General features: G+C 70.0%; 14 protein-coding genes. 6 read left to right on the forward strand and 8 right to left on the reverse strand.

The genetic code is table 11. The features are described from left to right. Nucleotides 1-91: 91 nt before the first annotated feature. Nucleotides 92-640 (reverse strand): type 1 glutamine amidotransferase domain-containing protein, encoded by a 549-nt coding sequence (locus tag NS283_RS16660; RefSeq protein ID WP_058597972.1) that lies wholly within the window; start codon nucleotides 638-640, stop codon nucleotides 92-94. A 189-nt stretch (nucleotides 641-829) separates the two neighbouring features. Between NS283_RS16660 and NS283_RS19000 the strand changes: the two genes are divergently transcribed. After that, nucleotides 830-967, forward strand: a complete 138-nt coding sequence (locus NS283_RS19000) for a hypothetical protein (RefSeq protein WP_193752701.1) — start codon at nucleotides 830-832, stop codon at nucleotides 965-967. A gap of 21 nt (nucleotides 968-988) precedes the next feature. Here NS283_RS19000 and NS283_RS16665 read toward each other — a convergent pair whose 3' ends face one another. Continuing rightward, nucleotides 989-2,467, reverse strand: a complete 1,479-nt coding sequence (locus NS283_RS16665) for an MDR family MFS transporter (RefSeq protein ID WP_058597973.1) — start codon at nucleotides 2,465-2,467, stop codon at nucleotides 989-991. 195 nt (nucleotides 2,468-2,662) lie between these two features. Here NS283_RS16665 and NS283_RS16670 point away from each other — a divergent pair, with 195 nt between their 5' ends. Next, entirely contained in the window at nucleotides 2,663-4,606 is a 1,944-nt protein-coding gene (locus NS283_RS16670) for an ABC transporter ATP-binding protein (protein ID WP_058597974.1), read from the forward strand. A 194-nt stretch (nucleotides 4,607-4,800) separates the two neighbouring features. Here NS283_RS16670 and NS283_RS16675 read toward each other — a convergent pair whose 3' ends face one another. Genes NS283_RS16675 through NS283_RS16700 form a run of 6 tightly spaced genes read right to left on the reverse strand, consistent with a single transcriptional unit; the run spans nucleotide 4,801 to nucleotide 11,227 of the window. Beyond that, the gene (locus tag NS283_RS16675) at nucleotides 4,801-5,697 is read right to left on the reverse strand and encodes a glycosyltransferase family 2 protein (RefSeq protein WP_058597975.1); all 897 of its coding nucleotides are present in this window, start codon (nucleotides 5,695-5,697) and stop codon (nucleotides 4,801-4,803) included. After that, entirely contained in the window at nucleotides 5,694-6,824 is a 1,131-nt protein-coding gene (locus tag NS283_RS16680; RefSeq protein WP_081317471.1) for a cysteine desulfurase family protein, read from the reverse strand. The genes NS283_RS16675 and NS283_RS16680 overlap by 4 nt, the downstream gene beginning before the upstream one ends. Continuing rightward, nucleotides 6,821-7,678 carry a carboxylating nicotinate-nucleotide diphosphorylase gene (gene nadC / locus NS283_RS16685; protein ID WP_058597976.1) on the reverse strand — a complete coding sequence of 286 codons (858 nt, stop codon included), beginning with the start codon at nucleotides 7,676-7,678 and terminating at the stop codon, nucleotides 6,821-6,823. The genes NS283_RS16680 and nadC overlap by 4 nt, the downstream gene beginning before the upstream one ends. Next, nucleotides 7,672-9,162 (reverse strand): L-aspartate oxidase, encoded by a 1,491-nt coding sequence (nadB, locus tag NS283_RS16690; protein WP_058597977.1) that lies wholly within the window; start codon nucleotides 9,160-9,162, stop codon nucleotides 7,672-7,674. The genes nadC and nadB overlap by 7 nt, the downstream gene beginning before the upstream one ends. Next, nucleotides 9,159-10,490 (reverse strand): quinolinate synthase NadA, encoded by a 1,332-nt coding sequence (nadA, locus tag NS283_RS16695; protein WP_058597978.1) that lies wholly within the window; start codon nucleotides 10,488-10,490, stop codon nucleotides 9,159-9,161. The genes nadB and nadA overlap by 4 nt, the downstream gene beginning before the upstream one ends. Nucleotides 10,491-10,501: 11 nt before the next feature. After that, nucleotides 10,502-11,227, reverse strand: a complete 726-nt coding sequence (locus NS283_RS16700; protein WP_058598012.1) for an NUDIX hydrolase — start codon at nucleotides 11,225-11,227, stop codon at nucleotides 10,502-10,504. A 117-nt stretch (nucleotides 11,228-11,344) separates the two neighbouring features. Here NS283_RS16700 and NS283_RS16705 point away from each other — a divergent pair, with 117 nt between their 5' ends. The 4 genes from NS283_RS16705 to NS283_RS16720 all read left to right on the forward strand — a co-directional run bounded on the left by NS283_RS16705 (nucleotide 11,345) and on the right by NS283_RS16720 (nucleotide 15,163). Beyond that, on the forward strand, nucleotides 11,345-12,520 hold the full coding sequence (locus tag NS283_RS16705) for a MarP family serine protease (RefSeq protein ID WP_081317472.1): 1,176 nt from the start codon (nucleotides 11,345-11,347) through the stop codon (nucleotides 12,518-12,520). A gap of 86 nt (nucleotides 12,521-12,606) precedes the next feature. Then, complete coding sequence (locus tag NS283_RS16710; protein WP_058597979.1) at nucleotides 12,607-12,945, forward strand: hypothetical protein; 339 nt, start codon at nucleotides 12,607-12,609, stop codon at nucleotides 12,943-12,945. Continuing rightward, nucleotides 12,942-14,666 (forward strand): hypothetical protein, encoded by a 1,725-nt coding sequence (locus NS283_RS16715; protein WP_153003406.1) that lies wholly within the window; start codon nucleotides 12,942-12,944, stop codon nucleotides 14,664-14,666. The genes NS283_RS16710 and NS283_RS16715 overlap by 4 nt, the downstream gene beginning before the upstream one ends. Next, entirely contained in the window at nucleotides 14,663-15,163 is a 501-nt protein-coding gene (locus NS283_RS16720; protein WP_058597981.1) for a hypothetical protein, read from the forward strand. Before NS283_RS16715 ends, NS283_RS16720 begins: the two co-directional genes overlap by 4 nt. Nucleotides 15,164-15,202 lie beyond the last annotated feature (39 nt).

Consider the following 15,202-nt stretch of genomic DNA (forward strand, 5'->3'; position numbering starts at 1 on the left):
CGTGACGACTCGCCGTGACGACTCGCCGTGACGACTCGGCGTGAAGACAACGGCCCCGCACCGAGGTGCGGGGCCGTTCTGCTCGGGAGGGTCAGGCCGTCTGGCCCGCGTGGCGGCCCTCGGCGACCTCTTCCACGAGCTTGGCGTTGAACGCGGGCAGGTCGTCGGGGTTGCGGCTCGAGACGAGACCCTGGTCGACGTGGACCTCCTCGTCGACCCACGTCGCTCCCGCGTTGCGCAGATCGGTCTGCAGCGTCGGGTAGCTGGTCAGCGTCCGACCCTTGAGGACGTCGGCCTCCGTGAGGATCCACCCGCCGTGGCAGATGACGGCGACGGGCTTGTGCTGCTCGAAGAAGTCGCGAGTGAACGACACGGCATCCGTCACGATGCGGATGTCGTCCGCGTTCTGGACGCCACCGGGAAGCACGAGGGCATCGAAGTCGTCGGCCGACGCCGAGGACACGTCGAGGTCGACCTTCTGCTGGTGGCCCTTCTCACCCGTGATGCTGCCCTCGCTCGGCGAGACGAGCACGGCCTCCGCGCCCGCCGAGGTCACCGCCTCCCAGGGGCTGGTGAGCTCGCTGTCTTCGAAACCGTCGGTGAGCAGGAATGCGATGCGCTTGCCGCTGAGATCGGTCATGGTTCGACTCTCTCTTTCTCGATCGGGATCTCTCCGCGCGGTGGACCGCGGGACCGTCCCGACCGGGTTGTCGATCGGGGTGTTCCCACGCTATGAACGGCGGGACCGCCTCGAACGGGGGTTGCGGATGCCGAGGCCCGGCGTTACGGCGCGGCCCCGCCTCGCGCTCACGGGCGTAGCATGGAGCGCATGTCCGGTGACACCACGTCTGACACGACCTCCGCTTCCAAGCCCGTTCTCACTCTCCTGAACGGCCCGGGCGACGAGGCGCAGAAGTCGTCCCGTCCCGCGTCGCAGTGCTGCGGCGGGGGTTCCTGCTCGCTCTGAGCAGACGGCGTTCGCCTCGCGTCAGTGGCCGACGGGAGCGGATCCCTCGACCTGATCCGCGGGCTTGCGGATGACGAAGGCACCTGCGATGAGCGGGAGCGAGATGATCGCGGCGATCATGAACGCGGTGCGCGTGCCCGTGGCATCCGCCTCGATCCCCTCGACGGTCGCGGCCGACACGGACGACATCACCGTGATCAGGAGCGCGATGCCCGCCGCTCCCGCCACCTGCTGCACCGTTCCGACGACGGCTGAGCCGTAGGAGTAGAACCGGGGCTCGAGTGAGCCGAGCGAGGCCGTGAACAGCGGCGTGAACGACAGAGCGAGACCGATCATCATGACGGTCTGCACCACGATCAGCAGAGCGAACGACGTTTCGGTTCCGACCGTCGTGTAGAACCACAGCGTGGCGCTGACGATGACGGCACCGGGGACGAGGAGCACCTGCGTTCCGAACCGGTCGTAGATGCGTCCGATCACCGGGCCGGCGAGACCCATGACGAGCGAACCGGGCAGGACCGCGAGGCCCGTTTCGAGCGGGGTCTTACCCAGCACTGTCTGCAGGTACAGCGGGAGAAGCGTGATCGCGCCGAAGAATGCCAGCGACATCACACCCAGCTGGGCGACGGTCAGCGTGAACGCACCCGAGCGGAACACCCGAAGATCCAGAAGGGCGGAGTCGGTGCGCTGCAGGCGGATCTGACGCCAGATGAACGCGCCCAGGCCGAGCGCTCCGATCGTCAGGGCGGCGATCAGGGAAACGAGCGAGGTCGAGGCGGCATCCGGGTCGCCGCCGTGACCGCCGCCGATCTGGCTGAGACCGAAGACGAGGCCGCCGAAGCCGAGAGCCGACAGGATCACGGATGCCACATCGATCGGTGCCGTGCGGGTCTCGCCGAGGTTGTGGATCCAGCGCGCGCCGACGAACAGCGAGACGAGGGCGATCGGCAGAACGATCCCGAAGATCCAGTGCCAGCCGAGGGACTGCAGGATCAGGCCTGACATCGTCGGACCGATGGCCGGCGCGAGCGCCATGACGATGCTGACGCGACCCATCATGCGGCCGCGGTGCTGCGGCGGCACGATCGTCATGATCGTCGTCATCAACAGCGGCATCATGATCGCGGTACCGGACGCCTGGATCACCCGCGCGACCACGAGGAGCTCGAAGCCCGGCGACAGGAATGCCACGAGGGTTCCGGTCGAGAACAGCGTCATCGCGGTGATGAAGACCTGTCGCGTGGTGAAGCGCTGCAGCAGGAACCCCGTGATCGGGATCACGACGGCCATCGTCAGCATGAACGCGGTGGTGAGCCACTGCGCGGAGACCGCGGTGATGCCGAGATCGCGGATGAGGAACGGGATCGCGACGTTCATCGTCGTCTCGTTCAGCATCGCCACGAATGCGGCGGTGAGCAGCAGCCAGATCACGCGGCTCTGCGCGGTCGTGACGCCCGAGGCGGTGGTCGGGGGTGCGGTGGTGGTGCCGGGGGCGGCCATGACGAGGTCCTTTGCGTGCGGGGGGCTTCGTGGCGCCGGAACGGCGACGTGCTTCGGTGGCAACGGTGTCCACCGGCGAGATATTCCACCGTCGAAGGAATTCGACGAAAGAGATGCGGGCCACCGAGCCTAGCCGCTGGGCCGCGGGCCGAGCGGCGAGAGCCGATGTCGGTGAGCGGACGTAGGCTGGCCCGCATGGGCCCAGGTGGAGTCGGCGGAAGCATGTTCCGCGGTGTCGATGCGGCCGAGCAGCGTCGACGCAACGCTCAGGCGCCCCGTGTCGCGAACCTCGGGAAGCGCGTCGTCGACCTCTTCCGGCCCTACCGGGGACGGATCGCGATCACGGTGCTGCTCGTGATCGTGGCGTCGGCGGTCGGCGTCATCCCGCCCTTGCTCGTGCAGCGCATCTTCGACGACGCGCTCTTCCCGATCGACGGCACGCCGCCGGACCTTCGTCTGCTCACCGTTCTCGTGAGCGTCATGATCGCGTTGTTCCTGCTCTCGGCGGGATTGAACGTGGCGCAGACGTGGTTCACCGCCACGGTCGGGAACCGCGTCACCGGCGACCTGCGCACCCGGCTGTTCGATCACCTGCAGGCGATGGAGCTCGGCTTCTTCACCCGCACGAAGACCGGCGTGATCCAGTCGCGGCTGCAGAACGACGTCGGGGGTGTGTCCGGCGTGCTCACCAACACCGTCACGAGCATCCTGGGCAACGCGGTCACCGTCATCGCCTCGCTCGTGGCCATGATCCTCATCGATTGGCGGCTCACGCTGATCGCCGTCGCCCTCATGCCGTTCCTCATCTTCGTGCAGCGGCGCGTGGGACAGGTGCGCGCGCGGATCGCGGGCGAGACCCAGGAGTCGCTGTCCGAGCTCTCCGCGATCACGCAAGAGACGTTGAGCGTGTCCGGCATCCTGCTGTCCAAGTCGTTCAACCGGCAACGAACGGAGTCCGCCCGTTTCGACGCCGAGAACGACAACCAGGTCCACCTCCAGGTGCGGCGCGCGATGAGCGGGCAGGGCTTCTTCGCGGTGGTCCAGGTCATCATGTCGAGCGTTCCCGCCGTGATCTACCTCGTCGCCGGCTTCCTGATCGCCGGGGGGACCGGGGCGATCACCGCGGGCACCATCGTGGCGTTCACGACGGTCCAGGCTCGCCTGCTCATGCCGCTCATGGGGCTCATGCGCGTGGCGCTCGACGTGCAGACATCGTCCGCGCTGTTCGCGCGCATCTTCGAGTACCTCGACCTGCGTCCCGCGATCGTCGACGCGCCCGACGCGTTGCCCGTGTCCGCCGCCCCCGGGCCGCTGGGGCGGATCGAGTTCCGCGATGTCGAGTTCCGCTACCCCGATGCGCCCGCGCATGCGCGTCCCACTCTCGACGGTGTGTCGTTCGCGGTCGAGCCCGGACAGCACGTCGCCTTCGTCGGACCGTCGGGGGCGGGGAAGACGACGATCCTTTATCTGACCCCCCGGATGTACGAGGCGAGTGCGGGATCGGTGATGTTCTCGGGGGCGGATGTGCGCACGCTCGACCGGGCGTCGATCATCGACGAGATCGGGATCGTGTCGCAGGAGACCTATCTCTTCCACGCGACCGTGCGCGACAACCTCCGTTACGCGCGCCCCGACGCGACCGACGAAGAGATCGAGGCCGCGTGCCGCGCCGCGAACATCCATCACGTGATCGCCGGGTTCGAGGCGGGATACGACACCGTCGTCGGAGAGCGCGGATACCGCCTGTCCGGCGGCGAGAAGCAGCGCATCGCCATTGCGCGCGTGCTCCTGAAAGACCCCCCGGTGCTTCTCCTCGACGAAGCGACGAGCGCTCTCGACACGGTGTCGGAGCGGATCGTGCAGGAGGCGCTCGAGACCGCCTCCCACGGCCGGACGACCCTGTCGATCGCCCATCGGTTGTCCACGGTGATCGGGGCAGATCGAATCCACGTCGTGGATGCGGGGCGCATCGTCGAGTCGGGCACGCACGCCGAGCTCCTCGCCGCGGGGGGACTCTACGCGAGCCTCGCGGCCGAACAGCTCGCCGCCTCGTTCGTGTTGGCGGAGGAGGAGCGGGATGCCGCCGGCCTCGCCCGCGCGGCGCTGCCGGCCCGGCGGGCCGACGAGGCTCCCGCCTAGGAGCAGTCTGCCGTCGTGACGCGCGTGCACCCCGCCGTGCCCCCTCCGCTGACTTGGGCCATACGTCCGTTCACGCGCTGTTGCGCCGAGCATTCGGCGCACGTCAGTGCCTCCACGAGCCCCGTGCGCCGAACGCTCGGCGCACGTCACGGGATGATCCTCGCCGAGGATCTCGCGCGTCAAGGACGGGAGCGTCAGCCGGGCAGCGACTCGAGGAACGCCTCGAGAGCGATGCGATACGCGGGATCAGGGTGCGTCTCGGCGATGCGGAGCAGCGGCGGGAGATCGAGCGTGCGGATCAGCGCTCCGCGCTGCGCGATCGCGGCGTCCGCCCCGGCCGCGCGCAGCACCGCGATGCCCTCGCCGAGGGCTTCGAGGTAATCGCGCAGCACGTCGAGCTCGCCGAGGCGCTGCGTGATCGACCCCCCGTCGCGGCGCTGCCGCCACTCGACGATGACGTCGGGGATCACGTCGAACGCCTCGGCGCTCGTGTACATCCGCTGCGCCAGCACCTGGTCCTCGTAGTACCGTCCCTCGGGGAAGCGAAGATCGTGCTCGCGCCAGAAGGCCGTGCGGCTCAGCTTCGACCACGCGACGATGTTCCCGGATGCCGCGGGGTGCGCCGCGAGGGTGGTCCGCTCGCGCGCCGGGTCGGTGGCGGCCGTGACCCAGGGCTGGACCTCGCCCGGGGTGTAACCAGGGCCCTCGGCATCCGGTCGAAGGCGTACGTACGCTCCCACCACGAAATCGCTGCTCGTGTGATCGAGCGTGTTCGCCAGCTGGGTCAGGGCGTCGGGTCGGAGGAGGTCGTCGGCGTCGAGGAAGGCGGTGTAGGGCGTCTCGACCCGCTCGAGTCCCGTGTTCCGCGCTGCGCCGAGTCCTCGTTGCGTCTCGTGGCGGACGACCCGGAAGCGCGGGTCGGCGGCTGCCGCGTCCGCGAACAGATGCCGGGTGTCGTCGGTGGAGGCGTCGTCGACGAGTACCGCGGTCCAGTGTCGATGCGTCTGCGCGCGGAGGGAGTCGAGGGCCTCTCCGGCGTAGTCGGCGACGTTGAAGCCGGGGATGATGACGGTGACGCCGGTGGTGCTCACTCGGGCGATCCTACGGCGGTCACGGCAGCCTGGACCGCTCGGGCGACCGGTTCCAAGGAAGCCGTCAGTCCGTGCGGGAACGTGAACCTGACCGCGGTGCGCGCGTCGTCGTGGGGGAGACCGAGCGCCAGGAGGACGTGCGAGGCTTCGTCGCTCCCCGCGGCGCATGCCGACCCACTGGACGACACGATGCCGCGACGTTCCAGTTCGAGCAGGACGGTTTCGCCGTTCGTGCCCGGGAAGACGAAGCTCGCGGTGCCCGGGAGGCGCCGAGACGGGTGCCCGGTGAGCCGCGCACCGGGGACGAGATCGAGCACCCGCGCGACGAACTCGTCGCGCAGACCCGAGACCCGCTCGGCTTCGTCGGTGCGCTCGGCCTCGGCGAGTTCCAGCGCGCGGGCGATCGCGACCGCGCCCGCGACGTCGGGGGTGCCGGACCGCCGACCGCGTTCCTGCCCACCGCCGTGCAGCAGAGGCTCGAAAGGGAGCCGACCCCGCACGGCGAGGATCCCGGTGCCCTTCGGGGCGCCGATCTTGTGCCCGGCGACCGTGAGCGCGTCGGCACCGAGGCCGGCGAGCGGAAGCCACCCCGCGGCCTGGACGGCGTCGAGGTGCACGGGGACGCGGCGGTCGTGGGCGACGGCGACGAGAGCGGTGGCATTCTGGACCGTGCCGATCTCGTTGTTCGCGTACCCGACGCTCACCAGCGCGGTGTCATCGCGGAGCTCGCCGGCGAGCGTATCGGGAGTCAGGGTGCCGGTCGCATCGACCCGGGCGTGCGTGACGTCGACTCCGTGCAGACGAGCGAGGTAGTCCGCTGACGCGAGCACGGACTCGTGTTCGATCGCGGTCGTGACGAGGTGCTTCTTGCCGGAGCCGAGCACGAGTCCCTTGATGGCGGCGTTGTTGGACTCGGTGCCGCCGGATGTGAAGAGGATGTCGCTCGTCCGCATCCCGAGCACTCCGGCGACGCGTGATCGCGCGTCGTCCAGGGCGGATGCCGCCGCCTCGCCGACCTCGTGATGACTCGACGGATTGCCGAAGAACCGCGTGAGGTAGGGCGCCATGGCCTCGAGCACCTCGGGGCGCACGGGGGTCGTGGCGGCGTTGTCGAGGTAGAGGCTCACGCCGTCTCGATCTGGATGTCCAGGCCCAGGTCGAGCGCGGGAGCGGAGTGGGTGAGAGCGCCGACCGAGATGACGTCGACGCCCGTTTCGGCGATGGCGCGGACGGTGTCGAGCGTCACGCCGCCCGACGCTTCGACCTGAGCCGCGCCGGCGATGCGGGCGACGCCGAGACGCAGGTCGTCGAGGGAGAAGTTGTCGAGCATGATCGTGCCGACGCCGGCGGCCAGCACCGCGTCGATCTGGTCGAGCCGGTCGACCTCGACCTCGACGTGCGTGGTGTGGGGGAGGCGGGCGATCGCGCCCTCGAGCGCCTGCGTGACGGACAGCCCTCCGCAGGTGAGCACGGCGAGGTGGTTGTCCTTGGCCATGACCGCGTCGGAGAGCGAGAAGCGGTGGTTGTGTCCTCCGCCGTCACGCACCGCCTGACGCTCGATCGCGCGCAGGCCCGGCGTGGTCTTGCGCGTGTCGACGATGCGGGCGCCGGTGTGCGCGACCTCGGCGACGTATCGGCTGGTCAGCGTGGCGATGCCGGACATCCGCTGCACGAAGTTGAGCCCGATGCGCTCGGCGGTGAGCACGGCGCGCGCGGGACCGGAGACCGTCGCGAGCGTGTCACCCGGGGCGAACCGCTCGCCGTCGCCCACGTGCTGTTCGACGACGATCGAAGGATCGGTGAGGGTGAACGCGGCGGCGAACACCGCCGCGCCGCTGAAGACACCGTCGACGCGGGCGACGAGGGCGGCGCGGGCGACGGCATCAGCGGGGATGAGCGTCTCGCTCGTCAGGTCGCCCCAGGGGGCGTCCTCGGTCAGAGCGGCCGAGACGACACGTTCGATGGCGGCACGGGTCAGCATGCGAGGGCCTCCTGGACGGGCGGGACGGATGCCGCGGCGGGAGCGTCGGCGCGGAAGTGCGCTCCGACGGAGCCCGTGCGGGCGCGCGCGGCCGCCACGACGTGACGGGCGACGAGCAGCAGGTTGGCGTCCTCGACCGAGAGAGGAGCCGGGGAAGCGGCCCACGCGGCAAGGAGCCCTGACGCGTGGTCGAGGCCGGCGGCGTCGCGCACGAGTCCCGCGTGCGCCCACATCACCTGCTGCAGGGCCTCGCGCGAGAACGGGGGAGCCTCGGCGGCGGCTTCGGCCTCCGCGAGAGTGGTCGACACCGGCGGGATCGGCCACGCGCCGCCCGCGGCGACGGCCTCGCCTGCTCGCGCTCCGAACACGGCCCCCTCGAGCAGGGAGTTGGATGCCAAGCGGTTCGCGCCGTGGACGCCCGTGCGCGCCGTCTCGCCGACCGCGTACAGACCGGGGACGCTCGTGCGCCCGTCGAGGTCGGTGACGATTCCGCCCATGAGGTAGTGCGCGGCGGGCGTCACGGGGATGGGCTCACGCGCCCAATCCAGCCCGCGCGCCCGGACGGCGGCGTCGATCGTGGGGAAGCGCTGCGCGAGCCGCTCGGCGCCGAGTGCCGTGGCATCCAGACGAACCGGCCGGTCGCCCTGCGCGGCCATCGCGCGGGCATTGGATCGGGCGACGACGTCGCGGGGCGCCAGCTCGCCGTCGGGGTGCGCGTCGAAGCAGAATCGCCGCCCGGCATCGTCGATGAGGACGGCCCCTTCGCCGCGGACGGCCTCGGAGACGAGGAACGGGGCCCCGACCGCAAGGGCCGTGGGGTGGAACTGGACGAACTCGAGATCCGCGACGGCGGCACCGGCGCGCAGGGCCGCCGCGATCCCGTCTCCGGTCGCGCCGAGCGGGTTCGTGGTGTGCGCGTACAGCTGTCCGGCCCCACCGGTCGCGAGGATCACCGCGTCGGCGTCGAGACGCTCGCCCCCGTCCAGCACGATCCCCGTGACATGACCGCCTTCGACCACGAGGTCGCGCAGAAGGGCATGTTCCCGCACGGTCAGGTGGGCGGCGCGCACCGCGGAGCCCAGCGCCGCCTGGATCTCGGCGCCGGTCGCGTCGCCGCCGGCGTGCAGTACGCGGGGGACGGCGTGCGCGGCTTCGAGGCCGCGGGCGAAGTCGCCGTCCGGCGTCCGATCGAACGTCACTCCGCGCGAGACCAGTTCGAGGATCCGCGCCGGTCCCTCGCCGACGAGGACGTCGACGGCGGCGGCGTCTGTGAGCCCGGCGCCCGCGGTGTGCGTGTCGGCGGCGTGCGAGGCCACGCTGTCGGCGGGGTGGGTGACCGCCGCGATCCCGCCCTGGGCCCACCGCGTGTTGGTGTCGGGAAGAGCGCCCTTCGTCACGATCGTGACGTGGCATCCGTTCTCCGCCGCGTGCAGTGCCGCCGTGAGACCGGCGATACCGCTGCCCACCACGACGACCGCGGTCATTTCACGGCGCCGTTCGGCTTGGCCGCGAGCATGCGCTCGAGGGCGACTGTGGCGGGCTCGGCGACGTCGGCCGGGACCGTGATGCGGTTGACGACCTGGCCTGCCACGAGCGACTCGAGCACCCACGCGAGGTAGCCGGGGTGGATGCGGTACATCGTCGAGCACGGGCACACGACCGGGTCGAGGCAGAAGATCTCGTGCTGCGGGTACTGGGCGGCCAGGCGCTGCACGAGGTTGATCTCGGTGCCGATCGCGAAGGTCGTGGGCTCCTCGGCGGCGGCGATGGCCTTGCGGATGATGTCGGTGGACCCCGCCTCGTCGGCGGCATCCACCACGTCCATCGGGCACTCGGGGTGCACGATCACGCGCACCCCGGGGTGCTCGGCGCGTGCCTTCTCGATCTGGTCGACGGTGAATCGGCGGTGCACCGAGCAGAAGCCGTGCCACAGGATGACGCGGCTGTCTTCGATGACCTCGGCCGTCGAGCCGCCGAGCGGCTTCCGCGGGTTCCACATCGGCATCTGCTCGAGCGGCACGCCCATGGCCTTCGCGGTGTTGCGGCCCAGGTGCTGATCGGGGAAGAAGAGCACGCGGCGTCCGCGGGCGAAGGCCCACTCGAGCACGGTGCGCGCATTCGAGGAGGTGCAGACGATCCCGCCGTGACGGCCGACGAATCCCTTGATGGCGGCGCTCGAGTTCATGTACGTCACCGGGATCACGGGCACGAGGCCGTCGGCATCCGGGGTCTCCAGGTCGCCGAGGACGTCTTCGAGCTGCTCCCAGCACTCCTCGACCTGGTCGATGTCGGCCATGTCGGCCATCGAGCATCCGGCTGCGAGGTTCGGCAGGATGACGGCCTGGTCGGGGCGCGAGAGCAGGTCGGCGGTCTCGGCCATGAAGTGCACGCCGCAGAAGACGATCGCCTCGGCCTCGGGACGCTCCTTCGCCGCATTGGCGAGCTGGAACGAATCGCCCACGTAGTCGGCGTGCCGCACGACCTCCTCGCGCTGGTAGAAGTGGCCGAGCACGACGACGCGATCGCCGAGGGTCGCCTTGGCAGCGCGGATGCGCTCATCGAGTTCGTCGTCGGACGCCTCTCGGTACTCCGCGGGTAGTTCGCCCTGTCGCGGGGAGCCCGTGGGGATCACGTCGCCCATCGACGAGCCGGGACCGTAACCGGGGCGCGTGTCGAAGTCCCAGGGGCCGACGGCGAGGTCGGTCGTGCAGGTGGCGTCGGTCGACGCGCCCGAGACGATCGCCTGGATCGCGTGGTCGACGCTCGGGTCGATCTCGGGGCGGGGCTGCAGGGTGATGAGGGTGGCGGCCATGGGCGTTCCGATCAGTGACGGGAGGGGAGCGGGCCGCGGTCGGCGAGCTCCACATCGCGGTTGTAGCGGTACAGACGGGCGGGGCGGTGGCTTCCGGTGCGGAAGCGCTCGGTCGGGATGAGGGTGTTCGAGGTGTCGACCTGGCGGCGGAAGTTCGCGGGGTCCAGGCGCTTGCCGAGGATCGTCTCGTTCACCTCGCGGAGGTCGGCGAGCGTGAACTCGTCGGGGAGGAGGCCGTGGGCGATGCGGCTGTAGCCGACCTTGTTGCGCAGACGCCAGAGGGCGTACTCGACGATGTCGTTGTGGTCGAACGCCAACGGAGGGAGGTCGGTCGCGTCGAACCACTCGACGTTCTCGGGTGCGTCGCCCTCGCGTTCGTGCGCGGCGACCTGGGCGTCGACCTCGTCGGAGCGCAGCAGCGCCCAGTACACGATCGACACGACCCGGGTGGGGGAGCGGTCGACCGCACCGAACGCGTAGAGCTGCTCGAGGTAGCTGGGCGTGAGGCCCGTCGTCTCGGCGAGGGTCCGGGATGCCGCGGTGTCGAGCTCTTCGGCGGCGTCGAGCCAGCCGCCCGGCAGTGCCCACCGACCGTCGAAGGGGTCGCGCGTGCGGCGGACGAGAGGCAGAGACAGGACCGGCTCGTCGTGCGCGTCGCGGCGGACGCTGAAGATGACCGTCGAGACGGCGACGCGTACGCCGCTGTCGAGGCCCTGGGGTTCCGAGGTTCGTGTCATGGTGACCATATCTCCGTCCACGATCTTAATGTCATTGTGACCCGAAGCGCAAAACGCGCGTCGAGGGGTTCTCACAGGACCGTCGACGTACCCTGATCGCGGACCTCGGAGGTGCGGGTGGCTGTTGTCGACATCGTGTTGATCGTCATGCTGGCGATCGCGCTCCTCGTGGGCCTGTCCCGTGGTTTCCTGGCCACGATCGGCTTCTTCGCGGGGCTGGCGCTGGGCGCGCTCGCCGCTTTCTGGGTGACGCCTCTCGTCGGTCAGTGGGTCGCCGAACCCTCGTGGCGTGGACCCGCGATGGTCGGCGCGGGTGTGCTCCTCCTGCTGCTCGGGGCCGGTCTCGGCAGCGCCGTGGGGCAGGTGTTCCGACGCGGAGCCGACCGCATCAAGCTGCGCATTCCCGAGAGACTTCTGGGCGGGATCGTCAACGTCGCCGCCGCGGCCCTCGCCATCTCGTTCGTCGCCGGATCGTTGATCCCCGCCGGGATGCCGGTGGTCTCCGCCGCGCTCGCGTCGTCGACCATCGTCCGCACGATCGACGACATCACCCCTGCCCCCGTCCGCGCGGCGATCGCAGAACTGCGCGGTAACGTCCTCGCCGACGGCCTTCCGCGGCTGGGTCAGTTGATCCAGATCGGCCCGGTGCCCACGGCCCCCGACATCGCGCTCGACGACCCCGCTCTGACGGAAGCGGCGCAGTCGGTCGCCCGGATCTCCGGCACGGCCTACGCCTGTGGCGTCACCTCGAGCGGATCCGGTTTCGTTGCGGGCGACGGCCGACTGATCACGAACGCCCACGTGGTCGCGGGCGTCGACACGCCGCTCGTCGAACTCCCCGGCCAGCCCGCGCGCGAGGGGCGCGTGGTGTACTTCGACCCGACCGACGATTTGGCCGTGGTGGCCGTCGACGGCCTGGATGCCAAGCCTCTCCCGGTGGTCTCCACTCTCGACGTGGGAGCGGCTGCCGTCGTCCAGGGGTACCCGTACGGCGGGCCGTTCACCTCCGGCAGCGCGCAGGTGCTGTCGGTGGGGAGCGTGCCCGTTCCGGATATCTACGACGGCCAGTCGACCCCGCGCGAGATCTACGCGCTCGGCGCGGTGATCCGCCCGGGTAACTCGGGCGGCCCCCTCCTCACGCCGACCGGCGATGTCGCCGGTGTCGTGTTCGCGCGGTCCGACTCCGACGAGAACGTCGGATACGCGATGACACCCGCCGAGCTCGAGCCCGTGATGGCCCAACTCGACTCGCTGTCGACGCCGGTGGCATCCGGAGCGTGCATCCCGCGCTGACACGCCCTCGACGACTGCTCCTCACCAGGGTGGCGTCTGTGGAGAGATTTCCGGACCGTCTCGGCGATCCGACTAGCGTCTCGCGGATGACCGACCGATACGCCATCGACATCCCCGGCTTCCTCGGGCTCGCCGGCGAGACGGCACGGCGTCTCGACGACCTGACGGACGCGGTCGGAGCGACCGCCCACGTGCTGTGGGGGATTCGGGATGCCGTGGCCCCGGTGCCCGAGCTGTTCCAGGCGTTCTGCCGTGTCATGGACCCGTGGGAGGCGAAGGCGGGCGGATCGATCGCTCACGCTGGTTCGGTCCTGACGATCGCGGAGCAGGCCGTGGCGGAGTACTGCCGCGCAGATGTCGTGATGGCCGTCACGGCGGCGCAGCTCGAGACACGTCAGGGGACCGGACGGTGGCGGGTCGCGTGAGCGCGGATTTCGGCGTGATCCCCGAGATTCCTGTGGACGCCGCCGCGCTGGGGCGCCTCGCTGAAGAGCTGCGAGCCAAGGCGGCCTCTCTCCCCGACGTGGGAAGCGCGGTCGTCGCCCGGTGGGACGGCCTCGAAGCGGTGTACGAGGCCCCGGAAGCGGCGGCCGCCGCCGCGAAGATGCGGCCTCTCACCGTGGTTGCCGCCGACGTCTGCGAGGCTCTGCTGCGCGCGGCAGATATCGTCGATCATCTGTCCGACGACCTCCTGTGGCTGTCGATGCGTCGCCGCGGTCTCGTCGAGGACGTCGCAGAGTTCGCGCGCGCAGCCCGGGGGATCGATGACCGCGACCGTTCCGTCGAACTCGCGCGCGAGATCGACGGGTTCGCCGCGGACGTCGATGAGCGGATCGACCAGGCGCGTGGCGATCTCGCCGCGATCCCGCTCCCTCCGACGTGGGAGGTCGCGATCCCGGATGCCGCCGCACAACCCCTCGGTCCCCGGCTCACGTGGGCCGTGCGCAGCGAAGAGATCACGACCGAGCTCGTCATGGCGCCTCTGCTCGCGCTTGCGCGCTCGGGGACGTCCCGGGTCGCCCGTCTCATCGCCGCTCATCCCGAGTGGGCGGATCTGCTGCGCGAGCATCCGCCCGCTCCCGACGCCGTGCGCACCTGGTGGGACTCCCTCTCCCCGGCAGCCGCTGCCGCCCTCATCGACGGCGCTCCGGCTCTCGTCGGGGCCCTGGGCGGCGTGCCGCCTCTCGCGAGGGTCGCGGCGAACCGGGTGACGGCGCGCTCACGCCTGGGTGAGGTCGAGGCCGAGTTGGCGGCGTGGGAGCGACTTCACGGTGAGGGGGCGAGCGCGGACCTTCAGGCGGAGCGGCGTGCGGCGTGGGACGCGCTGCGAGCGGAGCGCGACTATCTCCGCGGCGTCGAAACGGGCAAGGTGCAGCTATACCTCTACGAGCCCGCGGACAACCGGATCATCGAGATGTTCGGCACGCCGGGGACGGGGACGACGAGAATCCTGACCTACGTGCCTGGAACGTTCACACGGTTCGACAGCTTCTATCGAGGAGAGGTTCAGGGCGTCTCTCAGTGGATGGCCGAGCAGGAGAGCGGCATGGTCGCTTTCGTGTGGAAGGGCGCAGACTCTCCTGGCGACGATGAGCATCCCGGCCAGACAGGATTCGGTATCGGCCTCCTCGAAGCCAACGGCCCCGACCGGGCTGCTCCCGGAGGTGAAGCACTCGCGCGTTTCCAGCGCGAGGTGGCAAGCGATCCGACGCTCGCACACGGTCGGCAGCTCGCCATGGGACACAGCTGGGGGCTCGTCCCCGTCGCGGCCTCCGAGATGCAGGGGGCGCGCTACGACCAAGTTCATTCGCTGTCCGGTGCCTGGGTCCCCGATGGCTGGACGCCCAACGCTTCGACCAGCTACTCGCACTGGAGCTACACCGATGCGCTCTCGATGGCGCAGGACGCGATGCTCGTGGGAGCGGGACGAGCGCCAGACACAGTCCCCGCGTTCGAGAGTCACATCTACGAAAGGCGGACGGATGCCGAGATACCTCTCGGTGGCGACTTGGCTCCGTTTTTGAGGCCTGATGGACCATCGCTGCGCGTGTCTCTGTCTCCGCTGAGCAACCACAATCTGATCGCGGGCGTTAGCACCGACAACATCGGGCCGCTGAGCGATCTGAGGAAGAAAGTCTTCGAATGAGACGGAATGTACCCCTGACCGTGTTCGCGGCACTCGTCCTCGTCGCCGGGATGGCGGGATGCAGCGGCCGGACGTACGTCGTGAACGAAGACATGTCTCTGGACGGCGCAAAGAAACTTGCGCAGGACCTGGAGCTCGAGATCGTGCAGTCGCTGCCTCCGGAACTGGTGACGAATGTCGAACAGCAGGACGAGGGTGCGCTCCTGCCGTGCTCGCGTGATGGCGCAAGGCAGTGGGCCGGTGGCTTGACGGCGACGATCGTTGGTAATGCGCCGCCCGAGGAGGTGATCGGGGTGATCGCCGATAGCTTCGTCGGTCGCGAACATTTCAACATCAGCCGACGAGAGGACCAGGGCGACTCAATCGTGACGGTCCGCGGTCCAGATCAAGCCGTGTGGGTCGTGCGCTACATACGCCCTCGAGCCGAGCTGGATATTGATTCTGGCTCACCCTGCATCCGCCTCCCCGACGGTGTCTGGCCCGGCGGCTCCTACTGATTCTCAGGCGGCGCGGGCTGTACGCCGCGCCCCCACCCG

Origin of the sequence: Microbacterium testaceum, from assembly GCF_001476285.1 — a bacterium.
In the GTDB taxonomy this organism is placed as follows: domain Bacteria; phylum Actinomycetota; class Actinomycetes; order Actinomycetales; family Microbacteriaceae; genus Microbacterium; species Microbacterium testaceum_B.